The following is a 24813-nucleotide window of genomic DNA, read 5'->3' on the forward strand; positions in this document are numbered from 1 at the left end:
GTCCCGCGCGCCACGCCGCTCGTGTCGTTGTTGGGCTGAACGGGTGAAAGGGGGGAGGATGGGGGGATGCACATGAAGCGTGGGGCCGAGGTGGGCCGGTGAGCAGGTACGACGTCACCGACGAACAGTGGGAGGGGCTCGCGCAGGTCGTGCCCCTGCGCGGCCGCAACGAGTGGCCGTCGCGGGTGGACCACCGCACGATCCCCACGGCTCCCGAGGCGGCCGCCTCCGAACAGCGCCGCTTCGTGGTCATCCGGGTGCAGATCTTCGCGGACGCGCGCGAGGTCGCCGAATACCTGATCTCGCAGGTGCCGGTGCTGCTCGACCTGACCGGGGCGGACACCGAAGTGGCCAAGCGCATCCTGGACTTCAGCAGCGGCGTGGTGTTCGGGCTCGGCAGCGGCATGCACCGCGTCGACCGGAACGTCTTCCTGCTGGCCCCGGTCGGCACCGAGGTCGAGGGGATTGCGGCCGCGGCCGTCCCCCGATCGTAGGAAGAGCGGCCCGGTGGAACGGTTCGGCGGCCGACCGGCCCGCCGGGGCGGCCGTACGGTCCGCCCATGGACGCCATGACGAACGCCACGACGAACGCCACGACGAACGCCGCGACCGACCCCGCCACGGACCCCTTGGCGAACGGCACGGCGGACTGCACGAGGGGCATCGCGCCGGAGCCGCGTACGCCGGAGCCCCGTATGCCGGAGCCGCGCTCGCCGGAACCCCGGACGCCGCAGCCCCGTACGCCGGATCCGCGGGCGTACGACTGGCGGGCGGGGCCGGGCCCGGGCGGCGGTGCCGGGCGGGTGCCCCGCAGGCCGCAGCCGCGGCCCGTGCTCTCCGAGCTGAGGCTGTCCGCCTTCGGCCCGCACCGGGCCGCCGCCTTCGGGTTCGGGCCGGTCACGCTGATCGCCGGCCCCAGCGGCAGCGGCAAGTCCCGGCTGGTGGCGGCCTGTACGGCCCTGGCCGGGCTGGGCGCGGGCGGCACGCTGGCCGAGGTGTTCCCCGAGCCGGCGGCCTGCGTCCCGGACGGGTCGGTCCCCGACGCGGAGCGGCGGCGCGGATTCCGGATCGGCTGTACGGTCGACGGTCCGGCCGGGCCGGTCCGGCTCGACCTGGCGGTGCAGGCCGAACCCTCCTTGCGGATCGTCGGCGAGCGGCTCAGCGCCGGCGGCCGGCCGCTGCTCACCACCGCGTTGCGGGAACCCCGACTGCCGGTGGTCGAGGCGGCCTGGCTGACCGAGGGGACCCACGGGGTCACCCGCGCCCCGCTGCCCGACGACCGGCTCGGCACTGCCCTGCTGCCGCTGCGGGTGGCCGGCCGCACGGAGGGGCAGCGGCGGGTGCTCGCGGCCGCCGAGCAGGTCGTGGTCGCCCTGCGGTCGGTGTACGGGTGCGATCCGCGGCCGGAGGCGATGCGGGAGCCGGTGCCGCTGGGTGCGGGCCGGCTGGCCGGGAACTGCGCCGACCTGGCCGACGTACTGCGCCGGACCCGGCGGGAGTGCGGCACCCGGTACGCGCTGCTGCTGAACGCCGCCTGGGCCGGGTGCGCGGGCGGCCCGGTCCGCGAGGTGGCCGCGCGGGCGCTGGCCGGCGGACGGGTCGTGGCCGAGCTGGTGCGCGAGTCCGGGCCCGCGACCCCGCTGGCCCGGCTGGGCGACGGGGAACTGCGCTTCCTCGCCTTCGCCCTGGTCCTGCTGACCGGGCCCGGGGTGCTGGCCGTGGACCCGGCCGCGGAACTGCCGTCCGCCCGGCAGGCGCTGACCGTGCTCGCCGACGGCTTCGACCGGTGCCTGGACCGGCGGCAGCGGACGGAGCTGGTCCGGCTGGCCGTGACGGCGGCGGAGCGCGGGCACCTGAGGCTGGTGGCGACGGTGGGGGAGGACGCGATGGGGGCCCGGGGGCTGCCCGGGGTGTCGGTGGTAGACCTGGTGCCGTGAGCGATGAACTGACTGCGGATGACGGGGCGGACGGCCGGGACGGCGGCGGCGCGGGCGGCGGCGGTGCGGGCGGGGGCGACGGCGTGGGCAGCGGCGGTGCGGGCGGGGGCGCGGACGGCGGGGAGCGGCTGGCCCGGCTGCAGCGCCGGCTGGCAGAGTTCGCGGAGGCGCGCGGCTGGGGGCCGTACCACACCCCGAAGAACCTGGCGGTGGCGTTGAGCGTGGAGGCGTCCGAACTGGTGGAGATCTTCCAGTGGCTGACGCCGGAACAGTCGGCGCGGGTGATGGAGGAGCCGGACACCGCGCACCGGGTGGCCGACGAGGTGGCCGACGTGCTGGCGTATCTCCTGCAGTTCTGTGAGGTCCTGGGGGTGGATGTGCTGGATGCGCTCGCCGCGAAGATCGAAAGGAACGAGCTCCGCTTCCCGGTACCGGGCACTCCGGGGCCTGATCGTCACTCTTCGGAGTGATGGCGTTGTCCACAACCTTGATTCTGTCCACATTTTCCGAATACCCCTGGCTTTACTGACTCGTTGCCCTCACTCTGGGTAGTGGTGAGTACGGGATGTCGTGCGGACGGGGGACGGCATATGGATGCGGTACGGCTGATCGCGGCCGGCCGGCATGCGCTGGCACGGAGCGGGGCGGCGATGGACATCATCGGCGAGTCCTGGCAGGCACAGGCACTGGCCCAGGGGATCGGGAGCTGGCTGGCGGTCACCGGGCCGCAGGAGCTCAGAGCGGAGGCACGGGGACTGAGGGAATCGGGGGGCAGAGGCTGCGGGGCGCTGGACCGCGCCCAGCCGCGCGGCGAGGACAGAACCGTCGACCGCACGCCGCGGGCGGAGCGGTTGACGGAGGTTTCGGACGTGCGGCAGGCGCTGTTGGGGTTGCAGGCGCTGCTGGGCGAGGTCGGCATAGCGCTGGTCGGGGTGGCCTGTGCCACGGATGACGACGGGCTGTACTGGCCCTGCATAGAAGCCATCGACGCGGCCGACGAGTCCAGCGACCGGGTCCGGGCGATCCTGCGCCGCCTCGCGGTCCGCGAGCGGGGCTCCGCCTCGGGCGTGGCCTGAGCGGCGGAGGGCCTTCCGGGGCCGGCCGGACGTCGTCGTCCGTGCCGGGCCGGAAGGCCCTGGGGCGGCCCCGGAAGCTAGTGGGTGCCGAAGGGGGCGCGGTGCTCGGTCGTGGGAGTGTGCTTTCCGGAGGACTGCAGATCGGCGTCGAGTTCGGAGAGGTCGGCGTTGAGCGCGGCCATCAGCTCTTCCATCTGCTGGAGGAGGCCCTTGGGTGCCCCGCTCTGCGCGGGTACCGCGGGCTCCCCTGCGACGGGCTCGGGCACGGACTCCTGGGACATGGCGGCGGCCTCCTCGGCCCTGCCCTTCCGGGACGGAAGGGGTGGCGGACGCACCGGCGATCGGTGGCCGCCGGCGCGCGGGCCGGGCGGTCCGGCTCCGGACGGGCCAACGATCACCGTCGGCGCCGGTCACTGGCGGGGACCTGCCGGAGGCTCGACGTTGACGGAGATTCACCCTGCCGGGGCGTCGGGCCGTGTCTTTCTGATCGTGCCGGCCCGCGGCGTCCGGATCGCGCCGATCCGGACCGATCCGAAAGGCACGGCACTGGGGGCAGGATGGGGGTATGGATCTTCGCATTTTCACCGAGCCCCAGCAGGGCGCCTCCTACGACACCCTGCTCACCGTGGCAAAGGCAACCGAGGACCTCGGCTTCGACGCGTTCTTCCGCTCCGACCACTACCTGAAGATGGGCTCGGCCGACGGGCTGCCCGGGCCGACCGACGCCTGGATCACCCTCGCCGGGCTGGCCCGCGAGACCAGCCGGATCAGGCTCGGCACGCTGATGACCGCCGGCACGTTCCGGCTGCCCGGCGTGCTGGCCATCCAGGTGGCGCAGGTGGACCGGATGTCCGGCGGCCGGATCGAGCTCGGCCTCGGTGCGGGCTGGTTCGAGGAGGAGCACAAGGCGTACGGGATCCCCTTCCCGGCGGAGCGGATCGCCCGGCTGGAGGAGCAGCTGGCGATCGTCACCGGGCTGTGGGGCACCGAGGTCGGAAAGACCTTCGACTTCGACGGGACCTACTACACGGTGGAGGGCTCACCCGCGCTGCCCAAGCCCCTCCAGGCCAAGGTGCCCGTACTGATCGGCGGGCACGGCGCCAAGCGGACGCCGGCCCTGGCCGCGCGGTACGCGGACGAGTTCAACATGCCGTTCGCCTCCGTGGCGGACAGCCGGCGGCAGTTCGGCCGGGTCCGGGACGCGGCCGAACAGGCCGGCCGGGCGCCCGGGGACCTCGTCTACTCGAACGCGCTGGTGGTGTGCGTGGGCCGGGACGAGGCCGAGGTGTCCCGCCGGGCCGCCGCGATCGGCCGGGACGCCGACGAGCTCAAGGCCAACGGGCTGGCCGGCTCCCCTGCCGAGGTCGTGGAGAAGATCGGCACCTACGCGGAGGCCGGTTCCTCCCGCATCTACCTCCAGGTCCTCGACCTGGACGATCTGGACCACCTGGAGCTGATCTCCGACCGGGTGCTCTCCCAGCTCGGCTGAGGCTCCGATGACCCGCGCATCCGGCCCGCTCGCCGCCGCCCTGGACCGCCGGACCGTCCTGCTCGACGGCGGCCTGAGCAACCGGCTCGCCGACCAGGGCTGTGATCTGTCCGGCGGCCGGTGGACGGGCCGGGTGCTCGACGAAGCGCCCGGCCAGATCACCGCCGCCCATGCCGCGTACGTCCGGGCCGGCGCCGAGGTGCTGATCACCGCGAGCTATCAGGTGGGGGCCGAGCCCGCACTGCTGGAGCGCAGCGTCGCCCTGGCCGCGCGCGCCGCCGAGGAGGCGGAGCGCGAGGTGTGGGTGGCCGCCTCGGTCGGCCCGTACGGGGCACTGCTCGCGGACGGCTCCGAGTACCGGGGCCGGTACGGGCTGACGGTCCGGCAGCTCGCGGACTTCCACCGCCCGCGGATCGAGGCCCTGCTGGCCGCCGGTCCGGACGTGCTGGCCCTGGAGACCGTCCCGGACACCGACGAGGCGGAAGCCCTGCTGTCGCTGCTGGCCGGCACCGGGGTGCCGGCCTGGCTCTCGTACACCGTCGAGGGCGGCCGCACCCGGGCCGGACAGCCCCTGGCGGAGGCGTTCGCACTCGCCGCAGGGATCCCGGAGGTGATCGCGGCCGGGGTCAACTGCTGTGACCCCGCGGAGGTCCTGCCGGCCGTCGCCCTGGCCGCCCGGACCACCGGCCGGCCGGCGGTGGCGTACCCCAACGACGGCTCGGTCTGGGACGCCGCCACCGGCACCTGGAACCGGCCGGCCGCTCCCCTCCCGTGGCCGGTCGACTCCTGGCGGCGGGCCGGCGCCCGCCTGATCGGCGGCTGCTGCCGCGTCGGCCCGCCGGGTATCGCGGACCTGGCGGACGCCATGGGCGGACCGGGCGGTGCCCCGCTCGGTGACTAGCTGCGCTTCCAGGTCTTGCAGCCGTTGGTCTCGAAGACCTTGTCCGACTTCTTGACCGTCACCACGGTGGCGCCCTGCGAGTTGCCGTTGGCGATGATGCTGTCGAAGCTGCCGTCGGCGCTGGAATGCCGCGCCCAGTAGCAGTTGGCGATGAATCCGGGCTCGGGGCCGGCGGTCTTGTAGGTGCCGGGCTGGATGTCCTCACCCACCACGTAGCTGCCGTCGCCCGGAATCTCCGTGGCGGGGCCGTCTTCCTCGGTGCGGGCGGTCTCCGCCGCGGGTGGGGTCGCCGTCTCGGTCACGGTGGCCGTCTCGGTCACCGTGGTGGTGACGGTCGGACCGGGCGGGGCGGGCTCGGAGGACGTGGCGGTGACGGTGACGGTGACCGTGGGGCCGGGCGTGGAGCGGGTCACCGTCCGCGGATCCGCGGTGCACGAGGCGGCGACCACGAGGACGGCCAGGGTGGCCGCGGCGATGCCGCCGCAGCCGAGCGCCGTCTTCTGCCGGGCCCCCCAGCCGGGCGCCCGGGGAACCGGAGGTGGGAGGGGCGGCGGGGGCGGTATGGATGTCATCAGTGGCAGGTGGTGTAACCGCGCCCGTTGGCCTTCCAGGAGCAGGAGTCCTTCTTGGTGCCGTTCGCGGCGTACAGGGTGACGCCGCCCTTGCTGTTGTTGAACCAGAAATTGTTGGCCTTCCGGTACACCGTGGAGCCGGTGTTGGTGCCCTGACCGTTGCGCACGCGCACGGTCTTGCCGGCGCCCAGGACGAAGGAGCCGCTGAAGGTGGCCTTGAAGCCCGAGTCGGTGCGGACCGTGTAGCCCTTCAGCTGGACCGCCGCGCGGGTGTTGTTGTGGATGTCGACGTACTCGGCGTTCAGCTTCGCGTTCGTCTGCGGACGGTCCGCACCCGGGCCGTCGAACTGGAGCGCGCCGAAGTGCAGGCCGCCCTGGTGGGTGGCGGCGACGGCCGGCGGCGCGGCCAGGATGCCGACGGCGAGCGCGGCGGAGGCGGCGGAAGCGCCGATGACGTGGGTCTTCTTCATGGGATCCCCCCTGCTGGTGGCATGACAAAGCCCCGCCTCCGCACTGCGGCATGATGGAGCCGGGGCGGTCGTAATCATGGCACAGCCTCGATCAAGTTGAGCGCTTGCGTTACATGCAGGTGATCAATTTTGAGCCAGGGAGGGCAGTACATGAAGGTCACCACCAGCGCGAACACCATCACCGTGGAGCAGGTGGACGGGTACGAGGGCTACGCGTTCGTCGTCTCCTTCCTGGCCGATGGGACCAAACCGCACGGGTTCTACGTCTCCGCACCGGCGGACCGGCCCGTGACCGCGACGTTCCTGCGCAGGTTGCCGTTCGACACCCTCCTGCGGGCCGCGGCCGAGGCCCGTGTCGCCCAGTTCTCCGGCGCACCCGCCCCCGCCGCGGAGGGCCGGCCGTACGGCGGCGGGAACGAGCACACCGCAAGGGTCGCGGAGCTCTACCGCTGGGCCGTCGACCACGGGATCCCGCCCCGCCGGGCCATCGCCGCCCGCTGGGGCAAATCGGAAGCCACGGCCGGCCGCTGGATCGCCGAAGCCCGCCGCAAGGGCCTGCTCCCGCCCCGAGACGCCTGACGTCCACCGGGGACACCCGGTGCGCGCCGGCGCGACGGGCACTGCCGATGCTGCCGATGTCCCGTGGCTCACCGGGCGGAAGCGACCGGATGACGGACCCGAGCCATGCGTGCGCACGTCGGCACCTACACTCCGGCCGGACTGCCACTGCGGGCAGCCGGATTACCCGGAGGAACCGTTGATCCTGTTCAGCCTCGCCCCCCTCTCTGATTGCCCCGACGGGGATCTGCTGGGCCGCCCGTGCAAGGGGTGGCAGGAGGGGATGGCTCCGGAGCTCGTCTACGCCCTGAACCGGGGGTGCTGGGAGCTCGGTACCGACAGGGCAGCCGAGCAGACGATCGCCCTGTACGCCTCCACCGGAGACCAGACCGTGCGACTGGCCGTGGAGATCGACCGGATCGATCCCGTCGGCGAGGCCGGCGGCCGGAAGCTGTACGCCGTGGTCGGCCGGATCCTCACCGATGAGCACCCGGTCCACCGGGCTTACGTGGGCCGGCGGGCGCCGGAGCGGCTCCAGCAGACGTTCCGCTACTGCGAACCGGAGTGTGGGGTCGTGCTGTCGGACGCGGGTGGAGCATGTACGGCCGTCGCGCAGTGGATCGTGTCGGAAGAGGCGTCGGAAGAGGTGTCGGGAGCGGCACCGGACGAGGGCTTCCGGCAGTACATGGCCTGTGGCGAGCACATGGCACCGCCTGGAACGGGCCGATACCGTGTGCGGCCCATCGTCTGATCCGCACTGCCGAAGTCCCGTCTCCCGGGGAATGGCGTGCCGCGCCGCGTGAGGTCGGCGGTGCCGGACGGGAAATCCAGTCGCCCGTGGCGGTCGGGGCGGTCATGCTGAAGCGCATGTTCCTGACGATCAGCACCACCGGCACCGCCGAGAAACCGGCCACTGACCTGGGCTTCCTGCTGCACAAGCATCCCGGCAGGGCCCAGTCGTTCAGTACCTCCCACGGCACCGCGCACGTCCTGTACCCCGAGGCCACGGCCGAACGGTGCACCGCCGCGCTGCTGCTGGAGGTCGACCCGGTGGCGCTGGTCCGGCGGGGTCAGGGCAAGGGCCGCGGCGGGGCTCCCGACGCCGCCCTCGCGCAGTACGTCAACGACCGCCCGTACGCAGCCTCCTCGCTGCTCGCCGTGGCCCTCGGCAGTGTCTTCCGCACCGCGCTCCAGGGTCGGTGCACCGCCCGGCCCGAGCTGGCGGAGCAGCCGCTGCCGCTGCGCATCGAGATCCCCGCGCTGCCCGCGCGCGGCGGGGCGGCGCTGGTGCACCGGCTGTTCGGGCCGCTCGGCTGGACCTCCGTGACCGCCGATCCGGTCCCGCTCGACGAGCACTTCCCGGAGTGGGGCGACTCCCGGTACGTACGCCTGGTCCTGGAGGGCGAGCTGCGTCCGGCCGACGCCCTGCGGCAGCTCTACGTCCTGCTGCCGGTGCTGGACGACGCCAAGCACTACTGGGTGGCCCCCGACGAGGTCGACAAGCTGCTCCGGGCCGGCGACGGCTGGCTGGCCGGGCACCCCGAGCACGCGCTCATCACCGCCCGCTACCTGTCCCGCCGCTGGGGCCTGACCCGTGCCGCCATGGAGCGGCTGGAGCTGGTCCGGCTCGCCGAGGCGGACGGCAGCGAGGTCGAGGACATCGACAACGCCGTGGAAGACGGTGACAACGCCGTCGAGGGCAGCGACAACGCCGTCGAAGGCGGGGCGGAATCCGACGGCGCGGCGCGGCCCGTGCCGCTCGCCCAGCAGCGCCGCGATGCGGTCCTCGCCGTGCTGCGCGAGGCCGGCGCCCACCGGGTGCTGGACCTCGGCTGCGGCCAGGGCCAGCTGGTCCAGGCGCTGCTCTCGGACCCGGCCTTCACCGAGATCGTCGGCGTGGACGTGTCCGTGAAGGCCCTCACCGTCGCCGCGCGGCGGCTGCGGCTGGACCGCATGGGTGAGCGCCAGAGCTCCCGCGTCCGGCTGCTCCAGGGCTCGCTCGCCTACACCGACAAGCGGCTCGCCGGCTACGACGCGGCCGTGCTCAGCGAGGTCATCGAGCACCTGGACCTGCCCCGGCTGCCGGCCCTGGAGTACGCCGTCTTCGGCTCGGCCCGCCCCCGTACGGTGGTGGTGACCACCCCGAACGTCGAGTACAACGTGCGCTGGGAGTCCCTGCCGGCCGGACACGTACGGCACCGCGACCACCGCTTCGAATGGACCCGCGAGGAGTTCCGCACCTGGGCGGCGGGGACCGCCGAACGGTACGGGTACTCCGTCTCGTACGTGCCCGTCGGCGACGACGACCCCGAGGTCGGCCCGCCCACCCAGATGGCCGTCTTCACCACCCTGACCACCACCACCGCCACCGGCGCCCCGAAGGAGGGAGAGGCCGCATGAACAGCGACGCCACCGACGCCACCGACGCCACCGACGCCACCGACGCCACCGAAGTCACCGGTACCCAGACCGGTACCGAGGACCGCGCGGGTGCCGCCACCGCCGGCCGGAAGCGGGTGCTGCCCGTCACCGACCTGTCCCTCGTCGTCCTGATAGGCGCCACCGGATCGGGCAAGTCCACCTTCGCCCGCCGGCACTTCAAGCCCACCGAGGTGCTCTCCTCCGACTACTGCCGGGGCCTGGTCGCCGACGACGAGAACGACCAGAGCGCCAGCAGGGACGCCTTCGACGTCCTCCACTACATCGCCGGCAAGCGGCTCGCCGCCGGCCGCCTCACCGTCGTCGACGCCACCAGCGTGCAGCAGGACGCCCGCCGGCAGCTGGTCCAGCTCGCCCGCGCCCACGACGTGCTGCCCATCGCGATCGTCCTCGACCTGCCCGAAGAGGTCTGCGCCGCGCGCAACGCCACCCGTCCCGACCGCGCCGGCCTGCCCCGCGCCGTGATCCAGCGGCACCGTCGCGAACTCCGCCGCTCGCTGCGCGGCCTGGAGCGCGAGGGCTTCCGCAAGGTGCACGTGCTGCGCAGCGTCGAGGAGGTCGAGGCCGCCGAGGTGGTGCTGGAGAAGCGCTTCAACGACCTGCGGCACCTCACCGGCCCCTTCGACATCGTCGGTGACATCCACGGCTGCTCCTCCGAGCTGGAGACCCTGCTCGGCAAGCTCGGCTACCGGGACGGTGTGCACCCCGAGGGCCGGACCGCCGTGTTCGTCGGCGACCTCGTCGACCGGGGACCGGACAGCCCCGGCGTGCTCCGCCGCGTCATGGGCATGGTCAAGTCCGGCAACGCGCTGTGCGTGCCCGGAAACCACGAGAACAAGCTCGGCCGCCACCTCAAGGGGCGCAAGGTGCAGCTCACCCACGGCCTCGCCGAGACCGTCGAGCAGCTGGGCAAGGAGGACGAGGAGTTCGTCGCCGAGGTCCGCACCTTCATCGACGGCCTGGTCAGCCACTACCTGCTGGACGGCGGCAACCTGGTCGTCTGCCACGCCGGACTCCCCGAGAAGTACCACGGCCGCACCTCCGGCCGGGTCCGCTCGCACGCCCTGTACGGCGACACCACCGGCGAGACCGACGAGTTCGGGCTGCCGGTGCGGTACCCGTGGGCCGAGGAGTACCGGGGCAAGGCCACCGTGGTCTACGGCCACACCCCGGTCCCGGACACCTCCTGGGTCAACAACACCATCTGCCTGGACACCGGCGCGGTGTTCGGCGGACGGATGACCGCGCTGCGCTGGCCGGAGCGCGAGCTGGTCGACGTACCGGCCGAGCGGGTCTGGTACGAGCCGGTCAAGCCGCTGGCCGCCGCCGCGCCCGGTGGACACGAGGGCCGGCCGCTGGACCTGGCCGACGTGCACGGGCGGCGGACCGTGGAGACCCGGCACCTGGGGAACGTCGCCGTGCGCGAGGAGAACGCGGCAGCGGCCCTGGAGGTCATGAGCCGCTTCGCCGCCGACCCGCGGCTGGTGCCGTACCTGCCGCCGACCATGGCGCCGACGGCGACCTCGAAGGAGGAAGGCCACCTGGAGCACCCGGCCGAGGCCTTCGCGCAGTACCGCAAGGACGGCATCGGGCAGGTGGTCTGCGAGGAGAAGCACATGGGCTCCCGGGCCGTGGTGCTGCTCTGCAAGGACGCGGACACGGCCGCGGAGCGGTTCGGGGTGCAGGGGCCGTCCGGCTCCGTGTACACCCGCACCGGACGCCCGTTCTTCGACGACCCGGCCACCACCGAGGAGGTCCTCGCCCGGCTCCGGGACGCGGTCTCCGCGGCCGGACTGTGGGAGGAACTGGCCACCGACTGGCTGCTGCTGGACGGCGAGCTGCTGCCCTGGTCGCTGAAGTCTGCGGGACTGCTGCGCAGCCAGTACGCGGCGGTGGGCGCGGCCGCCGGAGCGGTCTTCCCGGCGGCGCTCGCCGCCCTGGAGGCGGCCGCGGCACGCGGCGTGGACACCGCCGGACTGCTCGCCCGGCAGCAGGACCGGGCGGCCGACGCGGCGGCCTTCACCGAGGCGTACCGCCGTTACTGCTGGACCACCGACGGCCTGGACGGGGTGCGGTTCGCGCCCTTCCAGCTGCTCGCCGCCCAGGGGCGCAGCCTCGCGGCGGAGCCGCACGACCGGCAGCTGGCCTGGCTGGACCGGCTGGTCGAGGCCGACGAGAAGGCCGGCACCGGGCTGCTCCGCCGTACCGGGCGGATCGTGGTCGACACCGGCGACGAGGACTCCGTACGGGCGGGCACCGGCTGGTGGCTGGAGCTGACGGCCGCGGGCGGTGAGGGCATGGTCGTCAAGCCGCTGCAGGCGTACGCGCGCGATGCGGACGGGCGGCTGGTGCAGCCCGGGGTCAAGGTGCGCGGCCGTGAGTACCTGCGGATCATCTACGGCCCGGACTACACGCGTCCGGAGAACCTGGAGCGGCTGCGGCAGCGCTTCCTCGGCCACAAGCGGTCGCTGGCGCTGCGGGAGTACGCGCTGGGTCTGGAGGGGCTGGACCGGCTGGCCGCGGGCGAGCCGCTGTGGCGGGTGCACGAGACGGTGTTCGCCGTGCTGGCACTGGAGTCGGAGCCGGTCGACCCCCGGCTCTAGGGACTGTCCGGCAGACCAGGGCCGCGTGGGCTGCGGCCCACGCCCGGCCCAAGGCCGGGCCCGCGCCGTCAGGAGCGGCGGCGCGGGCCGGGCCGTCGGGGCCGGCGAGGGATCCGGGTCAGGGTCGGCCCGGGATCCCCGTCAAGGCCGGCCCGGGATCCGCGTCAAGGCCGTGCGGGGCGGCGTCAAGGCCCGGACCACCGGTTGTGACCAGGTGCGCACGGGATCGTTCTTCCATGACAGCGGATGTACATGACCCATGTGGAAGGACGGAACGTCAGATATGAAGATGACCGCGCGCGGAAGCATTGCGGCGCTCATGACCTGTATGGCCGCGGCGGGGGCGGCGTCCCCGGCCGCGGCCGATGTCCCGGTCGGGGTCCCGCTGGAGGGCGTCGAGTCGACGCTCGGCATCGACGCCCCGCGGGTCGCCACCGGCGTACCGGTCCCCGTGGTCGGCGCGATCGACGCCCCCCGGTTCCACACCGGGGAGCTCATGCCCGAGCGGACGCTGCCCACGGTGCCCCTGGACCTCGGTCTCGGCCGCACCCTGGTCGCCTCGAAGGTGCCCAATGCCCTCGGCCCGGAGAAGAAGGACGCCGAGGGTTCCCTGGAGGCCCCGGCCACCACCATGGCGGCGCGCGGCCCGGGCGCGGTGCTCGGCCTGCCGCTGACCGCGCCGGACGCCTCCAACTACGGCCTGCCCAACGTGACCCTGCCCAAGCTCGGGGTGGTCGGCCCGGAGCTCGTCGGCGAGCCCTCGGCGCTGCTCGGCCTGCACTGAGGTCCGTCCGCGCGGAGACGACGCTGCGTCAACTCCACGTCGAAACGCCGTCCGGTCTGCGAACGTGTACCGCATGGGATTCCATGTCGATTCCGAGACCGGGCGGCTCCGCCGCGTCATACTGCACCGGCCCGACCTGGAGCTGAAGCGGCTCACACCGAGCAACAAGGACGCGCTGCTCTTCGACGACGTGCTGTGGGTGCGCCGGGCCCGACAAGAGCACGACGGCTTCGCGGACGTGCTGCGCGACCGCGGGGTCGAGGTGCACCTCTTCGGGGACCTGCTGGGCGAGGCGCTGGACCTGCCCGAAGCCAGACGGCTGGTCCTCGACCGGGTGTTCGACGAGAAGGAATACGGTCCGCTCGCCACCGACCACCTCCGGTCGGCCTTCGACGAGCTGTCCTCCGCCGAGCTGGCCGAGGCGCTGGTCGGCGGGATGACCAAACGGGAGTTCCTGGAGCGGCACGCCGAACCGGTCTCGGTCCGCTTCCACGCCCTGGAGCTGGACGGCTTCCTGCTCGGCCCGCTGCCCAACCACCTGTTCACCCGGGACACCTCGGCCTGGATCTACGACGGGGTGTCGATCAACGCGATGCGCTGGCCGGCCCGGCAGCGGGAGACCGTGCACTTCGAGGCGATCTACAAGCACCATCCGCTGTTCACCTCCTCGGGGCCCTTCCACTACTGGTCGCAGGGCCAGGCCGACTACCCCTCCACCATCGAGGGCGGGGACGTCCTGGTCATCGGGAACGGGGCGGTGCTGATCGGGATGAGCGAACGCACCACCCCGCAGGCGGTGGAGATGCTGGCGCGGGGGCTGTTCGCGGCCGGCTCGGCCCGCACGATCGTGGCGCTGGACATGCCCAAGCGGCGGGCCTTCATGCATCTGGACACGGTGATGACCATGGTCGACGGGGACACCTTCACCCAGTACGCCGGCCTGGGCATGCTCCGCTCCTACACCATCGAGCCGGGCGGGGACGGGCAGGAGCTGAAGGTCACCGACCATCCGCCGGAGCACATGCACCGGGCGATCGCCGCCGCCCTCGGGCTGGATTCCATCCGGGTCCTGACCGCCACCCAGGACGTGCACTCGGCGGAGCGGGAGCAGTGGGACGACGGCTGCAACGTGCTGGCCGTGGAGCCCGGCGTGGTGATCGCGTACGAGCGCAACGTCACCACCAACACCCACCTGCGCAGGGAGGGCATCGAGGTGATCGAGATCCCGGGCAGCGAGCTGGGGCGCGGCCGGGGCGGTCCCCGGTGCATGAGCTGCCCGGTCGAACGGGACCCGGTCTGACGGAGCCGCCGCCCGGTCCTGTGCGACGGAGTCACCCGGTCCGGTCTGACGGAGCCACCCGGTCCGGTGTGACGAGCCCCTCCGGGCATTTCCGTATAGCAATGCAAGCTTTCGTATAGACTTCCATGGTCTCTTGTCCCGCGCCACCCTGGAGCACCCTCATGGCCATCGACCTCGCCGGCCGCAGTTTCCTCAAGGAGCTCGACTTCACCGCCGCCGAGTTCCGCGGTCTGGTCGAGCTGGCCGCCGAGCTGAAGGCGGCCAGGAAGGCGGGCACCGAGGTGCGCCGGCTCCAGGGGCGCAGCATCGCGCTGATCTTCGAGAAGACCTCCACCCGCACCCGGTGCGCCTTCGAGGTCGCCGCCGCCGAGCAGGGCGCGCACACCGTCTACCTGGACCCCTCCGGCTCCCAGCTGGGCCACAAGGAGTCGGTCAGGGACTCGGCGCGGGTGCTCGGCCGGATGTTCCACGCCATCGAGTACCGGGGCGACAGCCAGGACTCCGTCGAGGAGCTGGCCGCGTACGCGGGGGTCCCCGTCTACAACGGGCTGACCGACGACTGGCACCCCACCCAGATGCTGGCCGACGTGCTCACCATGACCGAGCACTCGGACAAGCCCCTCGACGGCATCTCCTTCGCCTACCTCGGCGACGCCCGCTTCAACATGGGCAACTCCTACCTGGTCACCGGCGCCCTGCTCGGCATGGACGTACGGATCGTGGCGCCGAAGGCGTACTGGCCGGCCGAGCCGGTCGTGGCCCGGGCCCGGGAGCTCGCGCAGGTCAGCGGTGCCCGGATCACGCTGACCGAGGACGTGGCCGAGGGGGTCGCGCAGGCCGACTTCGTCGCCACCGACGTCTGGGTCTCGATGGGGGAGCCCAAGGAGGTGTGGGACGAGCGGATCGAGGCGCTCCGCGGCTACGCGGTCACCATGGACGTGCTCCGCGCCACCGGCAACCCGGACGTCAAGTTCCTGCACTGCCTGCCGGCCTTCCACGACCTGGGCACCAAGGTCGGGCGGGAGATCCACGAGCGGCACGGGCTGACCGCCCTGGAGGTCACCGACGAGGTCTTCGAGTCGGAGCACTCGGTGGTCTTCGACGAGGCGGAGAACCGGCTGCACACGATCAAGGCCGTGATGGTCGCCACCCTCGCCGGGCCCGCCGCATAGTCATACGGTGCACCGGAGCGTCGGCAGGGTGAACCACACCGCCTTGCCGCGGTCCGTCGGTCGCTGACCGCAGGAGGAACTGAGCGCGCGGATCAGGAACAGGCCGCGGCCACCCTCCTGCCAGGGGTCCGGAGCCTCCGGGTGCGGGTCCGGATGCGCATGCGGGTCCGGGTGCCGGTCCGGGTGCCGGCCGGCCTGCCGGTGGTGCCCGTCGGGAGCCCGCCCGGCGGGGAGGGCGGGCGCCACCGCCACCGCCACGTCCACCGGATCGCCGTCGTGGACCTCCACCTGGCACCCGTCCGGCAGCACTTCCACCACGATCTCGATGGGGCCCTCGCCGCGCGCGTGCTGCACGGCGTTTGCGACCAGCTCCGCCGTGAGCAGTTCCGCGGTGTCGCCGTCGGCGGGCTGCCCGGCCTCGGCGAGCGTGTTCCGGACCAGGGCGCGGGCCATGGGGACCGCCGCGACGGAGTGCGGGAGCACGATGCGCCGGGCGGGTCCGGCCGCACCGGCGGGTCCGGCGACGGGCACGATGGCGGCCGCGGCGGCGGCCGCGGGCACGCAGGGTTCGGCCGTCGCGGCCGTCGCGGCCGGCGAGGCCGGCGGGGTCGGTGCACCGGGCGCAGTGGGTGCGGTCGGCATGGCGGGCGGTCCTTTCCGTGCGGCACCGGCGGGGACACGGGCGCAACTCGTTCAACACTTCAACGATACGGAGCCGGAAAGTGTGCCCCAAGGGCACCCCGGCGCCCCCTGGCGGGACCAGGGTCATGCCCGCCCCGGGACCTTGGGCGGGGACGGCCGCGCCGTCCCGGCCAAGCTATCGCGACTTCGTGACGGCAGTCACAGATCGGTGCTACGGTCGGGACCGTGAGCCCCTTCACTGGTTCCGCAGCCGGCACGCAACGGTGGCGCCACCTCCGGGTCACCCGGCAGGACGGAGTCGCGACCGTCACCCTCGACCGCCCCCAGAAGCTGAACGCGCTCACCTTCGGCGCCTACGCCGACCTGCGCGATCTGCTCGCCGAACTCTCCCGCGAACGCTCCGTCCGGGCCCTGGTGCTCGGCGGCGAAGGCCGTGGCTTCTGCTCCGGCGGGGACGTGGACGAGATCATCGGCGCCACCCTCGCCATGGACACCGCCCAGCTCCTCGACTTCAACCGGATGACCGGCCAGGTGGTGCGCGCCGTCCGGGAGTGCCCCTTCCCGGTGATCGCCGCCCTGCACGGCGTGGCCGCCGGGGCCGGCGCGGTCCTCGCCCTCGCCGCCGACTTCCGGATCGCCGACCCCACCGCCCGCTTCGCGTTCCTCTTCACCCGGGTGGGCCTGTCCGGCGGCGACATGGGCGCCGCCTACCTGCTGCCCCGGGTGGTCGGACTCGGCCACGCCACCCGCCTCCTGATGCTCGGCGAACCCGTCCACGCCGCAGAGGCCGAACGGATCGGACTCCTCAGCGAGCTCACCGAGGAGGGCAAGGCGGGCGTCCGGGCCGCCGAACTCGCCGACCGCCTGGCCGCCGGCCCCGCCCTCGCCTACGCCCAGACCAAGGCCCTGCTCACCGCCGAGCTCGACATGCCGCTGGCCGCCTCGGTGGAACTGGACGCAGCCACCCAGGCGCTGCTGATGAACGGCGAGGACTACGCCGAGTTCCACGCGGCGTTCACCGGCGGGCGCCCGCCCGCCTGGCGGGGACGCTAGCCGTGCGGGCCGCCGTCACCGGCGGGGGACCCGGCGGGCTGTACGCGGCCGCGCTCCTCGCCCGCCGCGGCCACGAGGTCACCCTCTGGGAACGCAACGCGCCCCACGACACCTTCGGCTTCGGGGTGGTGCTCTCCGACGAGACCCTCGGCGGCATCGAGAGCGCCGACCCGGAGGTGTACGCGGCCCTGTCCGCCGGGTTCGTCCGCTGGGACGACATCGACATCGTCCACCGGGGCCGGCTGCTCACCTCCGGCGGCCACGGCTTCGCCGCCCTCGGCCGCCGCCGGCTGCTGGAGGTCCTCCACGCCCGGTGCGCGGGCCTCGGCGTGGACCTGCGGCTTCGCCGCGAGGCCCCGGACCCGGCCGCGCTGGCGGCCTCGTACGACCTGGTGGTGGCCGCCGACGGGGTGCACAGCGCCACCCGCGGGGCCCTCGCCGAGCACCTCCGGCCCACCGTCGCCACCGGCCGCTGCCGCTACATCTGGCTGGCCGCCGACTTCGCCCTGGACGCCTTCCGCTTCGAGATCGCCGAGACCGAGCACGGCGTGATGCAGCTCCACGGCTACCCCTACGCGGCCGACTCCTCCACCGTGATCGTCGAAATGCGCGAGGAGGTGTGGCACGCTGCCGGCTTCGACCTGTGCGACGAGACCGAGTCCGCCGCCCGCTGCGCCAAGATCTTCGGCGAGGCCCTGCGCGGGCGCGCCCTGCGCGGCAACCGCTCCGCGTGGACCGCCTTCCGGACCGTCGTCTGCGAACGCTGGTCGCACGGCAACACCGTGCTGCTCGGCGACGCCGCCCACACCGCGCACTTCTCCATCGGATCGGGCACCAAACTGGCCGTCGAGGACGCCCTCGCCCTGGCCGATGCCGTCACCGCCACACCCGGTGACGTACCCGCCGCGCTCGCCGCGTACGAGGAGGCCCGCCGCCCGGCCGTCGCCTCCACCCAGCGCGCGGCCGCCGCCAGCATGCGCTGGTTCGAGGAACTCGCCGGGTACACCGGCCAGCCCGCCCGCCAGTTCGCCTTCAACCTGCTCACCCGGAGCCGCCGGGTCACCCACGACAACCTGCGGCTGCGCGACGCCCGCTTCACCCACGCCGTGGAGCGGGACTTCGGCTGCCCCGACGGTGCCACCCCGCCGATGTTCACCCCGTACCGGCTGCGCGGCCTGACCCTGCGCAACCGGGTGGTCGTCTCTCCGATGGACGTGTACTCCGCCATGGACGGGGTGCCGGGCGACTTCCACCTGGTCCACCTCGGCTCCCGGGCCCTGGGCGGAGCCGGCCTGGTGATGACCGAGATGGTCTGCGTCTCCCCTTCGGGCCGGATCACCCCCGGCTGCGCCGGCCTGTACACCGACGGGCAGGCCGGGGCCTGGCGCCGGATCGTGGACTTCGTGCACGGCTCCGCACCGGGCACCGCACTCGGTGTCCAGCTCGGCCACTCCGGCCGCAAGGGCTCCACGAAGGTCATGTGGGAGGGCATCGACGAGCCGCTGCCGGAGGACAACTGGCCGGTGGCGGCCGCCTCCCCGCTCCCGTACAAGCCGGGGCTGAACCAGACCCCGCACGCCCTGACCGTCCCCGAACTGGCTTCGATCCGGGACGAGTTCACGGCAGCGGCGGTCCGCGCCGCCGCCTGCGGCTTCGACCTGCTGGAACTGCACTGCGCGCACGGCTACCTGCTGTCCGGCTTCCTGTCCCCGCTGACGAACCGCCGTGACGACGCCTACGGGGGCACCCTGGAGGGCCGCCTCCGATTCCCCCTCGAAGTCTTCGACGCGGTCCGCGCGGTCTGGCCCGAGGACCGGCCGATGACCGTACGCATCTCCGCCACCGACTGGGCGGACGGCGGCACGACGGAGCAGGACGCGGTGGCGATCGCCGCGGCCTTCGCCGCGCACGGCGCCGACGCCATCGACGTCTCCACCGGGCAGGTGGTCGCCGACGAGCGCCCCGAATACGGCCGCTCCTACCAGACGCCGTACGCCGACCGGATCCGCAACGCCCTGGGCGTGCCGGTCATCGCGGTCGGCGCGATCTCCTCCTGGGACGACGTCAACTCCCTGCTGCTGGCCGGCCGCGCCGACCTGTGCGCCCTGGCCCGCCCGCACCTGTACGACCCGCACTGGACCCTGCACGCGGCGGCCGACCAGGGCTACGAGGGCGCCGCAGCCCCCTGGCCGGCCCCCTACCGGGCCGGCAGCCGCAAGCCGCCGACCGGCAGGACCTGACCCCGGGCCCCGGGCCGCCCCTCACACCGGGACGACGATGGTCCGGTCCTCCACGGGGCGGTAGCCCAGGCGCAGGTACACGCCGTTGCTGGTGGGGTTGGCCAGGTCGGTGAAGAGCAGCACCTCCCCGGCCCCGGAGGCGTACGCCGCCCTGCTCGCGGCGGTCGTGACGGCGGCGGCGTACCCGCGGCCCCGGAGCGGGGCCGGGGTGTAGACGGGGAACAGCCGGGCGGCGCCGCCGACGGTGCGGGAGTGGCCGGCCATGGACACGGGGGTGGCGGCCGGATCCTCCCAGAGCACCAGCCCGCCGTAGGAGATCCGGTCCAGGAGCACGGCCTCGGAAGGGGTGCCGGACTCCCCGACGTCCGCGTTGAACGCCGCGAACCACTCCACGAGCAGCGGAAGGTCGTCCGGGACGGCGGTGCGCGCGCTGCCCGCCGGGGCCGGATCCGGCGGGACCAGCCCCTCCCGCCCCGGCAGCCGGTACAGCCGCTGCTCCTCCTCCACCCGGCTCGGCCGCCCCCAGGCCGCGGCCAGCGCCTCGGCGTCGGCCCGCCGGGCGTTGAACCCGCCGGCCGCCCCGAGCAGCGGGTCGGCGGCCAGCGCGGAGACGGCCTCCGGGGGTACGGCACCGAGCAGCAGCGGATGCGGCGGGGTCCACAGCAGCGCCCCGGCCACCCGGCCGTCCGGCCCGGTCCACCAGCCGAACACCGGATCCTCGTCACCGAAGGCGTGCACCCCGCGCCGGGCGAGGGCATCGGCGACGGTGAGCAGCATGGTGTTGGACACGGCGTCGGCGCCGACCGCGGGCCCGGCGGTTTCGAGGTACGTGTTCAGATCACGCGTGAAGGTCCAAGTCATGGCCCATGGTCGCGGACCTCGCCTCCGCCGCGCACCCGATTTGAGCGGCGTCAGAGCGCGGCGAAGGCCGCGCCCGGGTCGCGGAGCCGCGCGTGCAGTTCCGCGAAGACCGCCGCCGAGCGGTCGCCCGGCCAGTCCGAGGGCAGGAGTGTGCGCGGCAGGCCGGGATCGGCGTACGGGAGGCGGCGCCAGCTGTCCAGGGCCGTCAGGTAGTCCCGGTAGGCCGCCTCCGGCTCCGGCGCCGCCGGGCCGCCCTGCCAGCCCCGCAGCACCGGCTCGTGCCGGTCCAGGAACTCCTCGTGCTGCTTGGCCAGCGAGGTCAGGTCCCACCAGCGGGCCACCGCCTCCGCCGTGGGGGCGAATCCGAGGTGCCCGCCGCGGAACAGTTCCACGTACGGGGTGAGCTGGAGCCGGCCGAGGGTGTGCCGGGTCTCGTCCTCCACGTGCGCGGGGGCGATCCACACGCCCGGCGCGACCGTCCCGAAGCCCAGCCGTGCCAGCCGGGAGCGCAGCAGGTGCCGCTTGTGCCGCTCCTGCTCCGGCACCGAGAACGTGGCCAGCAGCCAGGCCGGCTCCGCGTCCCCGGCCGGCGGCTCCGCGTAGATCCGCCGGTCGCCGTCCTCCAGCAGTTCGCGGGCCTCGTCCGAGAGGCCGTAGCCGGCGGAGCCGTCCGCGGCCCGGCCCGGCACCAGGAACCCGCGCCGCTTGAGCCGGGACACCGAGGACCGCACCGACGGGGCGTCCACGCCGGCCGCGCCCAGCAGGCGGACCAGCGCGGACACGGGGACGGGTCCCTCGGCGGAGCGTCCGTAGGCGCCGTAGAAGGTGACGATCAGGGATCGCGGGGTGTGCTGCTCGGCCACGTGGTCACTCTAGATCCCGCAGCCGGAAGCGTTGGACCTTGCCGGTCGCGGTCCGGGGGAGGGCGGGCAGGAAGACGAAGGTGCGCGGGCATTTGTGCGGGGCCAGCTCGTCCTTCATGAAGGCGCGCAGCGCGTCCTCGGACACGGCCGAACCCTCGCGGGTGACGGCGTACGCCACCACGACCTGGCCGCGCCGCTCGTCGGGCCGGCCCACCACCGCCGCCTCCAGCACGTCCGGGTGGCGCAGCAGGGCCTCCTCCACCTCCGGGCCGGCGATGTTGTAGCCCGCGGAGATGATCATGTCGTCGGCGCGGGCGACGTAGCGGAAGTACCCCTCCGGATCGCGGACGTAGGTGTCCCCGGTGAGGTTCCAGCCGTCGCGCACGTACTCGCCCTGCCGCGGATCGGCCAGGTACCGGCAGCCCACCGGGCCGCGGACGGCCAGCAGGCCGGGTTCGTTGTCCGCCACCGGCCGGCCGTCGGGGTCCACCACCCGGGCCTGCCAGCCGGGTACCACCCGGCCGGTGGTGCCCGGGCGGATGTCCTCGTCGGCGGCCGAGATGAAGATGTGCAGCAGCTCGGTGGCACCGATGCCGTTGATGATCCGCAGGCCGGTGCGCTCGTGCCAGGCCCGCCAGGTGTCGGCCGGCAGGTTCTCCCCGGCCGACACGCACCTGCGCAGCGCCGAGAGGTCGTGGCCGTCCAGCTCCCCGAGCATCGCCTTGTACGCGGTCGGTGCGGTGAACAGCACGGTCACCCGGTGCTCGGCCAGGGCCGGCAGCAGCTGCCGGGGGCCCGCCTGCTCCAGCAGCAGCGCGCAGGCCCCGGCCCGCAGCGGGAAGACCACCAGCCCGCCGAGGCCGAAGGTGAAGCCCAGCGGCGGGCTGCCGGCGAACAGGTCGTCCGGGCGGGGGCGCAGCACCTGCCGGGAGAAGGTGTCGGCGACGGCCAGCACGTCCCGGTGGAAGTGCATGCAGCCCTTGGGGCGGCCGGTGGTCCCGGAGGTGAAGGCGATCAGTGCCACGTCGTCGGCGGAGGTGGGCACGGCCGGGAAGGGATCGTCCCGCCCCTCCCGGTGCTCCGCGGCCAGGTGCAGCAGATCGCCGGGGTCCGTTCCGCCGTACGGGGTGATGCGCAGGCCGGGCACCCCGGCCCGGCGCAGGTCCGCCAGCGCCGAGGCGTGGCACAGCGCGAACTGCACCCGGGCCATCGCGCACACGGTGGCCAGTTCCTGGGCGCGCTGCTGCGCCAGCACGGTGACGGCCACCGCGCCCGCCTTCACCACCGCCAGCCAGCAGGCGGCCAGCCAGGGGCCGGTCGGGCCGCGCAGCAGCACCCGGTTGCCCGGGACCACGCCCAGGTCCTCGGTGAGCACCCGGGCGATCCGGTCCACCCGCCGGCGGAGCTCGCCGTACGTCCACACCTCGCCGGCGGCGGTGCGGAAGGCCGGCCGGTCCGGGCCGAAGCGCGTGACGGTGGCGTCCAGCAGCTCCGCCGCGCAGTTCAGCCGGTCCGGATAGGCCAGTTCGGGCAACTGGAAGACCAGTTCCGGCCAGGCGTGCGGGGGTGGCAGGTGGTCGCGGGCGAAGGTGTCTGCGTGGGCGGAAGGCAGGAGTTCCAAGGCGGGATCGCCCCCTTGCACAACGGTCCGGGCCCCGTTGTGCGGGACCGAGTGGATGGAGCCGGCCGTGCGGTCGCGGCATCGAGCGTATCGTGACGGTGACGACAGTCAACTGAACGCGATAAAACTGGGGACAATCGATGCCCGAATTCGCGCTGGAGAAGGAACAAGAGGAACGGGCCGGGCGGCTGCGCGCCCTGGCCGCCGAACGGCTCCACCCGCTGGCGGCGCGCGGGGAGCCCGGCCGCGTCAACCGGCCCCTGCTCGCCGCCCTGGGGGAACTCGGCCTGCTTGAACGGCTGTTCGACTCCGGTGCGCTGGAGCTCTGCCTGCTGCGGGAATCCCTGGCCTACGGCTGTACGGAGGCGGAGACCGCCCTGGCCCTGCAGGGGCTCGGAGGCTTCCCGGTGGTGCGCGGCGGCAGCGCGGCGCAGCGGGAGCGCTGGCTGCCGGCCGTACGGCGGGGCGCGGCGGTGGCGGCCTTCGCGCTCAGCGAGCCGGGGGCCGGGTCGGACGCGGCGGCGCTGGCGCTCCGCGCGGAACCGGACGGGGAGGGGTGGCGGCTCACCGGGGAGAAGCGGTGGATCTCCAACGCCCCGGAGGCCGACTTCTACACCGTGTTCGCCCGGACGGGGGAGGCCGCGGGTGCACGCGGGGTCACCGCCTTCCTGGTCCCGGCGGACCGTCCGGGGCTGACCGGCGAAGGGCTGGAGATGCTCTCGCCGCACCCGATCGGGGCCCTGGCCTTCGACGGGGTGCCGGTCGGGCCCGCGGACCTGCTGGGGGAGCCCGGCCGGGGGTTCCGGCTGGCCATGGACACCCTGAACCGCTTCCGGCCCAGCGTCGGGGCCTTCGCGGTGGGCATGGCCCGGGCGGCCCTGGACGCGGCGGTCGCGCACACCGCGCGGCGGGAGGCGTTCGGCGGGGTGCTGGGCGACCTCCAGGCGGTGGCCCACCGGATCGCCGAGATGGCCACCCGGACCGAGGCGGCCCGGCTCCTGGTCCACGCGGCCGCCGCGGCGTACGACGCGGGGGCGCCGGACGTGGCCCGTCGGGTGGCGATGGCGAAGCTGCTGGCCACCGAGACGGCGCAGTACGTGGTCGACCACGCGGTGCAGCTGCATGGCGCACGGGCGCTGCAGCGCGGGCACCTGCTCGAACACCTCTACCGGGAGGTGCGGGCGCCGCGCATCTACGAGGGCGCCAGCGAGGTGCAGCGCACCATCATCGCCAGGGAGCTGTACCGGGAGGCGGGCGTGGCGGATACGGCGGGCACGGCTGGTGCCGTGGGTGTCGCGGGTGCGGTGGAGGGGGTCCGATGAGCCTGGAACGGGTCAACCCGGCGGAACTGTCCCCGCCCGCCGGCTTCTCGCACGCCGTGGTCGCCTCCGGCTCCCGGCTGGTGCTGCTGGCCGGGCAGACCGCCCTGGACGGCACGGGCGCGGTGGTGGGGAAGACCCTGCCCGAGCAGTTCGAGCGCGCGCTGGCCAACCTGCTCGCCGCGCTCGCGGCCGCGGGCGGCACCCCGGACCGGCTCGCCCGGGTCACCGTGTACGCGGCCGATGTCGCGGCGTACCGCGAGCACGCTCCCGAACTGGGGAGGATCTGGCGGAAGTTGGCCGGGCGGGACTACCCGGCAATGGCGGTGGTCGGGATCACCCGGCTGTGGGACGAGGAAGCGCTGGTGGAGCTCGACGGGATCGCCGTGATCGATTGAGTGTTCGAGTGATTTTGACAGCGGCCCGGGTCCGCGCGACGGTGGAAATGCCCCGGAATGTTCTCCGTCAACGATGTTCGGAGGTGCATGAAGATGCGCCGTAGGATCGGAGCGGCAGTTCTGGCAGGGGCCGCCGGGGTCACCCTCGGCCTCATGCCCGTCAGTGCTGCATTCGCCGCCTCAACCCCGCAGACGGCTCCCCAGGTCCAGACCGGCGACCACGGTCGCTGGTGCGACGACGACTGGCGCAACAACCGCGACTGGTGCGACAACGACTGGAGCGGCTACGGAGGTTATGGCGGCTACGGCGGCTACAGCCCCTACTGGACGGGCTATGGCGGCTATGGCGGCGGCGATGGCTGGAACCACGACGGCTGGGACCGCGGCGGCGACGGCCACCACTGGAACGACGACGACTGGGGTCACGGCGGTTACGGCGGTGGCGACGGCTGGGACGGCCACGGCGGTTACGGCGGTGGCGACGGCTGGGGCGGCCACGGCGACTGGTGACCCCG

At 73.8% G+C, this 24813-nt stretch carries 25 protein-coding genes; 18 read left to right on the forward strand and 7 right to left on the reverse strand.

From position 1 onward, the window contains the following. Positions 1–98 precede the first annotated feature (98 nt). From AB0O36_RS00860 to AB0O36_RS00875, 4 genes are all read left to right on the forward strand, one after another. Complete coding sequence (locus AB0O36_RS00860) at positions 99–494, forward strand: cell division protein SepF (protein WP_365102079.1); 396 nt, start codon at positions 99–101, stop codon at positions 492–494. A 66-nt stretch (positions 495–560) separates the two neighbouring features. Continuing rightward, complete coding sequence (locus AB0O36_RS00865; protein ID WP_365102082.1) at positions 561–1937, forward strand: ATP-binding protein; 1377 nt, start codon at positions 561–563, stop codon at positions 1935–1937. 128 nt (positions 1938–2065) lie between these two features. Then, positions 2066–2407, forward strand: a complete 342-nt coding sequence (locus tag AB0O36_RS00870; protein WP_365102530.1) for a nucleotide pyrophosphohydrolase — start codon at positions 2066–2068, stop codon at positions 2405–2407. Positions 2408–2527: 120 nt separating this feature from the next. Then, positions 2528–3013, forward strand: coding sequence for a DUF6099 family protein (locus AB0O36_RS00875; protein WP_365102084.1), 486 nt, complete (start codon positions 2528–2530; stop codon positions 3011–3013). A 77-nt stretch (positions 3014–3090) separates the two neighbouring features. Here the strand turns inward: AB0O36_RS00875 and AB0O36_RS00880 are convergent, their stop codons facing one another. Further along, the gene (locus tag AB0O36_RS00880; protein ID WP_365102087.1) at positions 3091–3294 is read right to left on the reverse strand and encodes a hypothetical protein; all 204 of its coding nucleotides are present in this window, start codon (positions 3292–3294) and stop codon (positions 3091–3093) included. A gap of 284 nt (positions 3295–3578) precedes the next feature. Here AB0O36_RS00880 and AB0O36_RS00885 point away from each other — a divergent pair, with 284 nt between their 5' ends. Then, complete coding sequence (locus AB0O36_RS00885) at positions 3579–4502, forward strand: LLM class F420-dependent oxidoreductase (protein WP_365102090.1); 924 nt, start codon at positions 3579–3581, stop codon at positions 4500–4502. 7 nt (positions 4503–4509) lie between these two features. After that, a complete protein-coding gene (mmuM, locus tag AB0O36_RS00890) occupies positions 4510–5403 on the forward strand; it encodes a homocysteine S-methyltransferase (protein WP_365102093.1) in 894 nt (297 codons plus the stop codon). Here mmuM and AB0O36_RS00895 read toward each other — a convergent pair. Together AB0O36_RS00895 and AB0O36_RS00900 are read right to left on the reverse strand one after the other, a co-directional pair. Further along, positions 5400–5975 (reverse strand): hypothetical protein, encoded by a 576-nt coding sequence (locus AB0O36_RS00895; RefSeq protein WP_365102096.1) that lies wholly within the window; start codon positions 5973–5975, stop codon positions 5400–5402. The two genes, mmuM and AB0O36_RS00895, sit on opposite strands and share 4 nt — an antisense overlap. Beyond that, the gene (locus tag AB0O36_RS00900; protein WP_365102099.1) at positions 5975–6445 is read right to left on the reverse strand and encodes a lamin tail domain-containing protein; all 471 of its coding nucleotides are present in this window, start codon (positions 6443–6445) and stop codon (positions 5975–5977) included. Before AB0O36_RS00900 ends, AB0O36_RS00895 begins: the two co-directional genes overlap by 1 nt. Before the next feature lie 150 nt (positions 6446–6595). On the opposite strand from AB0O36_RS00900, the gene AB0O36_RS00905 reads away from it, so the two are divergent. The 7 genes from AB0O36_RS00905 to argF all read left to right on the forward strand — a co-directional run bounded on the left by AB0O36_RS00905 (position 6596) and on the right by argF (position 15301). After that, positions 6596–7024: a hypothetical protein gene (locus AB0O36_RS00905; RefSeq protein ID WP_365102102.1), complete on the forward strand. Its 429-nt coding sequence runs from the start codon at positions 6596–6598 to the stop codon at positions 7022–7024. 262 nt (positions 7025–7286) lie between these two features. Then, positions 7287–7754, forward strand: a complete 468-nt coding sequence (locus tag AB0O36_RS00910; protein WP_365102104.1) for a hypothetical protein — start codon at positions 7287–7289, stop codon at positions 7752–7754. Between the two features lie 116 nt (positions 7755–7870). Further along, positions 7871–9403, forward strand: a complete 1533-nt coding sequence (locus AB0O36_RS00915) for a 3' terminal RNA ribose 2'-O-methyltransferase Hen1 (protein ID WP_365102107.1) — start codon at positions 7871–7873, stop codon at positions 9401–9403. Then, the gene (locus tag AB0O36_RS00920; RefSeq protein ID WP_365102110.1) at positions 9400–12045 is read left to right on the forward strand and encodes a polynucleotide kinase-phosphatase; all 2646 of its coding nucleotides are present in this window, start codon (positions 9400–9402) and stop codon (positions 12043–12045) included. The genes AB0O36_RS00915 and AB0O36_RS00920 overlap by 4 nt, the downstream gene beginning before the upstream one ends. 289 nt (positions 12046–12334) lie before the next feature. After that, the gene (locus AB0O36_RS00925; RefSeq protein WP_365102113.1) at positions 12335–12829 is read left to right on the forward strand and encodes a hypothetical protein; all 495 of its coding nucleotides are present in this window, start codon (positions 12335–12337) and stop codon (positions 12827–12829) included. A 73-nt stretch (positions 12830–12902) separates the two neighbouring features. Continuing rightward, complete coding sequence (locus AB0O36_RS00930) at positions 12903–14129, forward strand: arginine deiminase (RefSeq protein ID WP_365102116.1); 1227 nt, start codon at positions 12903–12905, stop codon at positions 14127–14129. 161 nt (positions 14130–14290) lie between these two features. After that, positions 14291–15301, forward strand: a complete 1011-nt coding sequence (gene argF / locus AB0O36_RS00935; protein ID WP_365102119.1) for an ornithine carbamoyltransferase — start codon at positions 14291–14293, stop codon at positions 15299–15301. Here argF and AB0O36_RS00940 read toward each other — a convergent pair whose 3' ends face one another. Continuing rightward, the gene (locus tag AB0O36_RS00940) at positions 15302–15943 is read right to left on the reverse strand and encodes an ATP-binding protein (protein ID WP_365102122.1); all 642 of its coding nucleotides are present in this window, start codon (positions 15941–15943) and stop codon (positions 15302–15304) included. It lies immediately after the preceding gene. Between the two features lie 225 nt (positions 15944–16168). Between AB0O36_RS00940 and AB0O36_RS00945 the strand changes: the two genes are divergently transcribed. Together AB0O36_RS00945 and AB0O36_RS00950 are read left to right on the forward strand one after the other, a co-directional pair. Further along, positions 16169–16996 (forward strand): enoyl-CoA hydratase family protein, encoded by an 828-nt coding sequence (locus tag AB0O36_RS00945; RefSeq protein WP_365102125.1) that lies wholly within the window; start codon positions 16169–16171, stop codon positions 16994–16996. A 2-nt stretch (positions 16997–16998) separates the two neighbouring features. Then, positions 16999–19236 carry a bifunctional salicylyl-CoA 5-hydroxylase/oxidoreductase gene (locus tag AB0O36_RS00950; protein WP_365102128.1) on the forward strand — a complete coding sequence of 746 codons (2238 nt, stop codon included), beginning with the start codon at positions 16999–17001 and terminating at the stop codon, positions 19234–19236. Positions 19237–19257: 21 nt separating this feature from the next. On the opposite strand, the gene AB0O36_RS00955 is transcribed toward AB0O36_RS00950, so the two are convergent. Genes AB0O36_RS00955 through AB0O36_RS00965 form a run of 3 tightly spaced genes read right to left on the reverse strand, consistent with a single transcriptional unit; the run spans position 19258 to position 22581 of the window. Continuing rightward, positions 19258–20097, reverse strand: a complete 840-nt coding sequence (locus tag AB0O36_RS00955; RefSeq protein ID WP_365102130.1) for a GNAT family N-acetyltransferase — start codon at positions 20095–20097, stop codon at positions 19258–19260. 50 nt (positions 20098–20147) lie between these two features. Beyond that, positions 20148–20960, reverse strand: coding sequence for a PaaX family transcriptional regulator C-terminal domain-containing protein (locus AB0O36_RS00960; RefSeq protein WP_365102133.1), 813 nt, complete (start codon positions 20958–20960; stop codon positions 20148–20150). Positions 20961–20964: 4 nt separating this feature from the next. Next, positions 20965–22581, reverse strand: a complete 1617-nt coding sequence (locus AB0O36_RS00965) for an AMP-binding protein (RefSeq protein WP_365102136.1) — start codon at positions 22579–22581, stop codon at positions 20965–20967. A 140-nt stretch (positions 22582–22721) separates the two neighbouring features. On the opposite strand from AB0O36_RS00965, the gene AB0O36_RS00970 reads away from it, so the two are divergent. The 3 genes from AB0O36_RS00970 to AB0O36_RS00980 all read left to right on the forward strand — a co-directional run bounded on the left by AB0O36_RS00970 (position 22722) and on the right by AB0O36_RS00980 (position 24808). After that, positions 22722–23903 carry an acyl-CoA dehydrogenase family protein gene (locus AB0O36_RS00970; protein WP_365102139.1) on the forward strand — a complete coding sequence of 394 codons (1182 nt, stop codon included), beginning with the start codon at positions 22722–22724 and terminating at the stop codon, positions 23901–23903. Beyond that, positions 23900–24298 (forward strand): RidA family protein, encoded by a 399-nt coding sequence (locus AB0O36_RS00975; protein WP_365102141.1) that lies wholly within the window; start codon positions 23900–23902, stop codon positions 24296–24298. The genes AB0O36_RS00970 and AB0O36_RS00975 overlap by 4 nt, the downstream gene beginning before the upstream one ends. A 93-nt stretch (positions 24299–24391) precedes the next feature. After that, a complete protein-coding gene (locus AB0O36_RS00980; protein WP_365102144.1) occupies positions 24392–24808 on the forward strand; it encodes a hypothetical protein in 417 nt (138 codons plus the stop codon). The last annotated feature ends 5 nt before the right edge of the window (positions 24809–24813 follow it).

This window comes from Streptomyces sp. NPDC089799 (assembly GCF_040684755.1).
Lineage (GTDB): Bacteria > Actinomycetota > Actinomycetes > Streptomycetales > Streptomycetaceae > Streptomyces.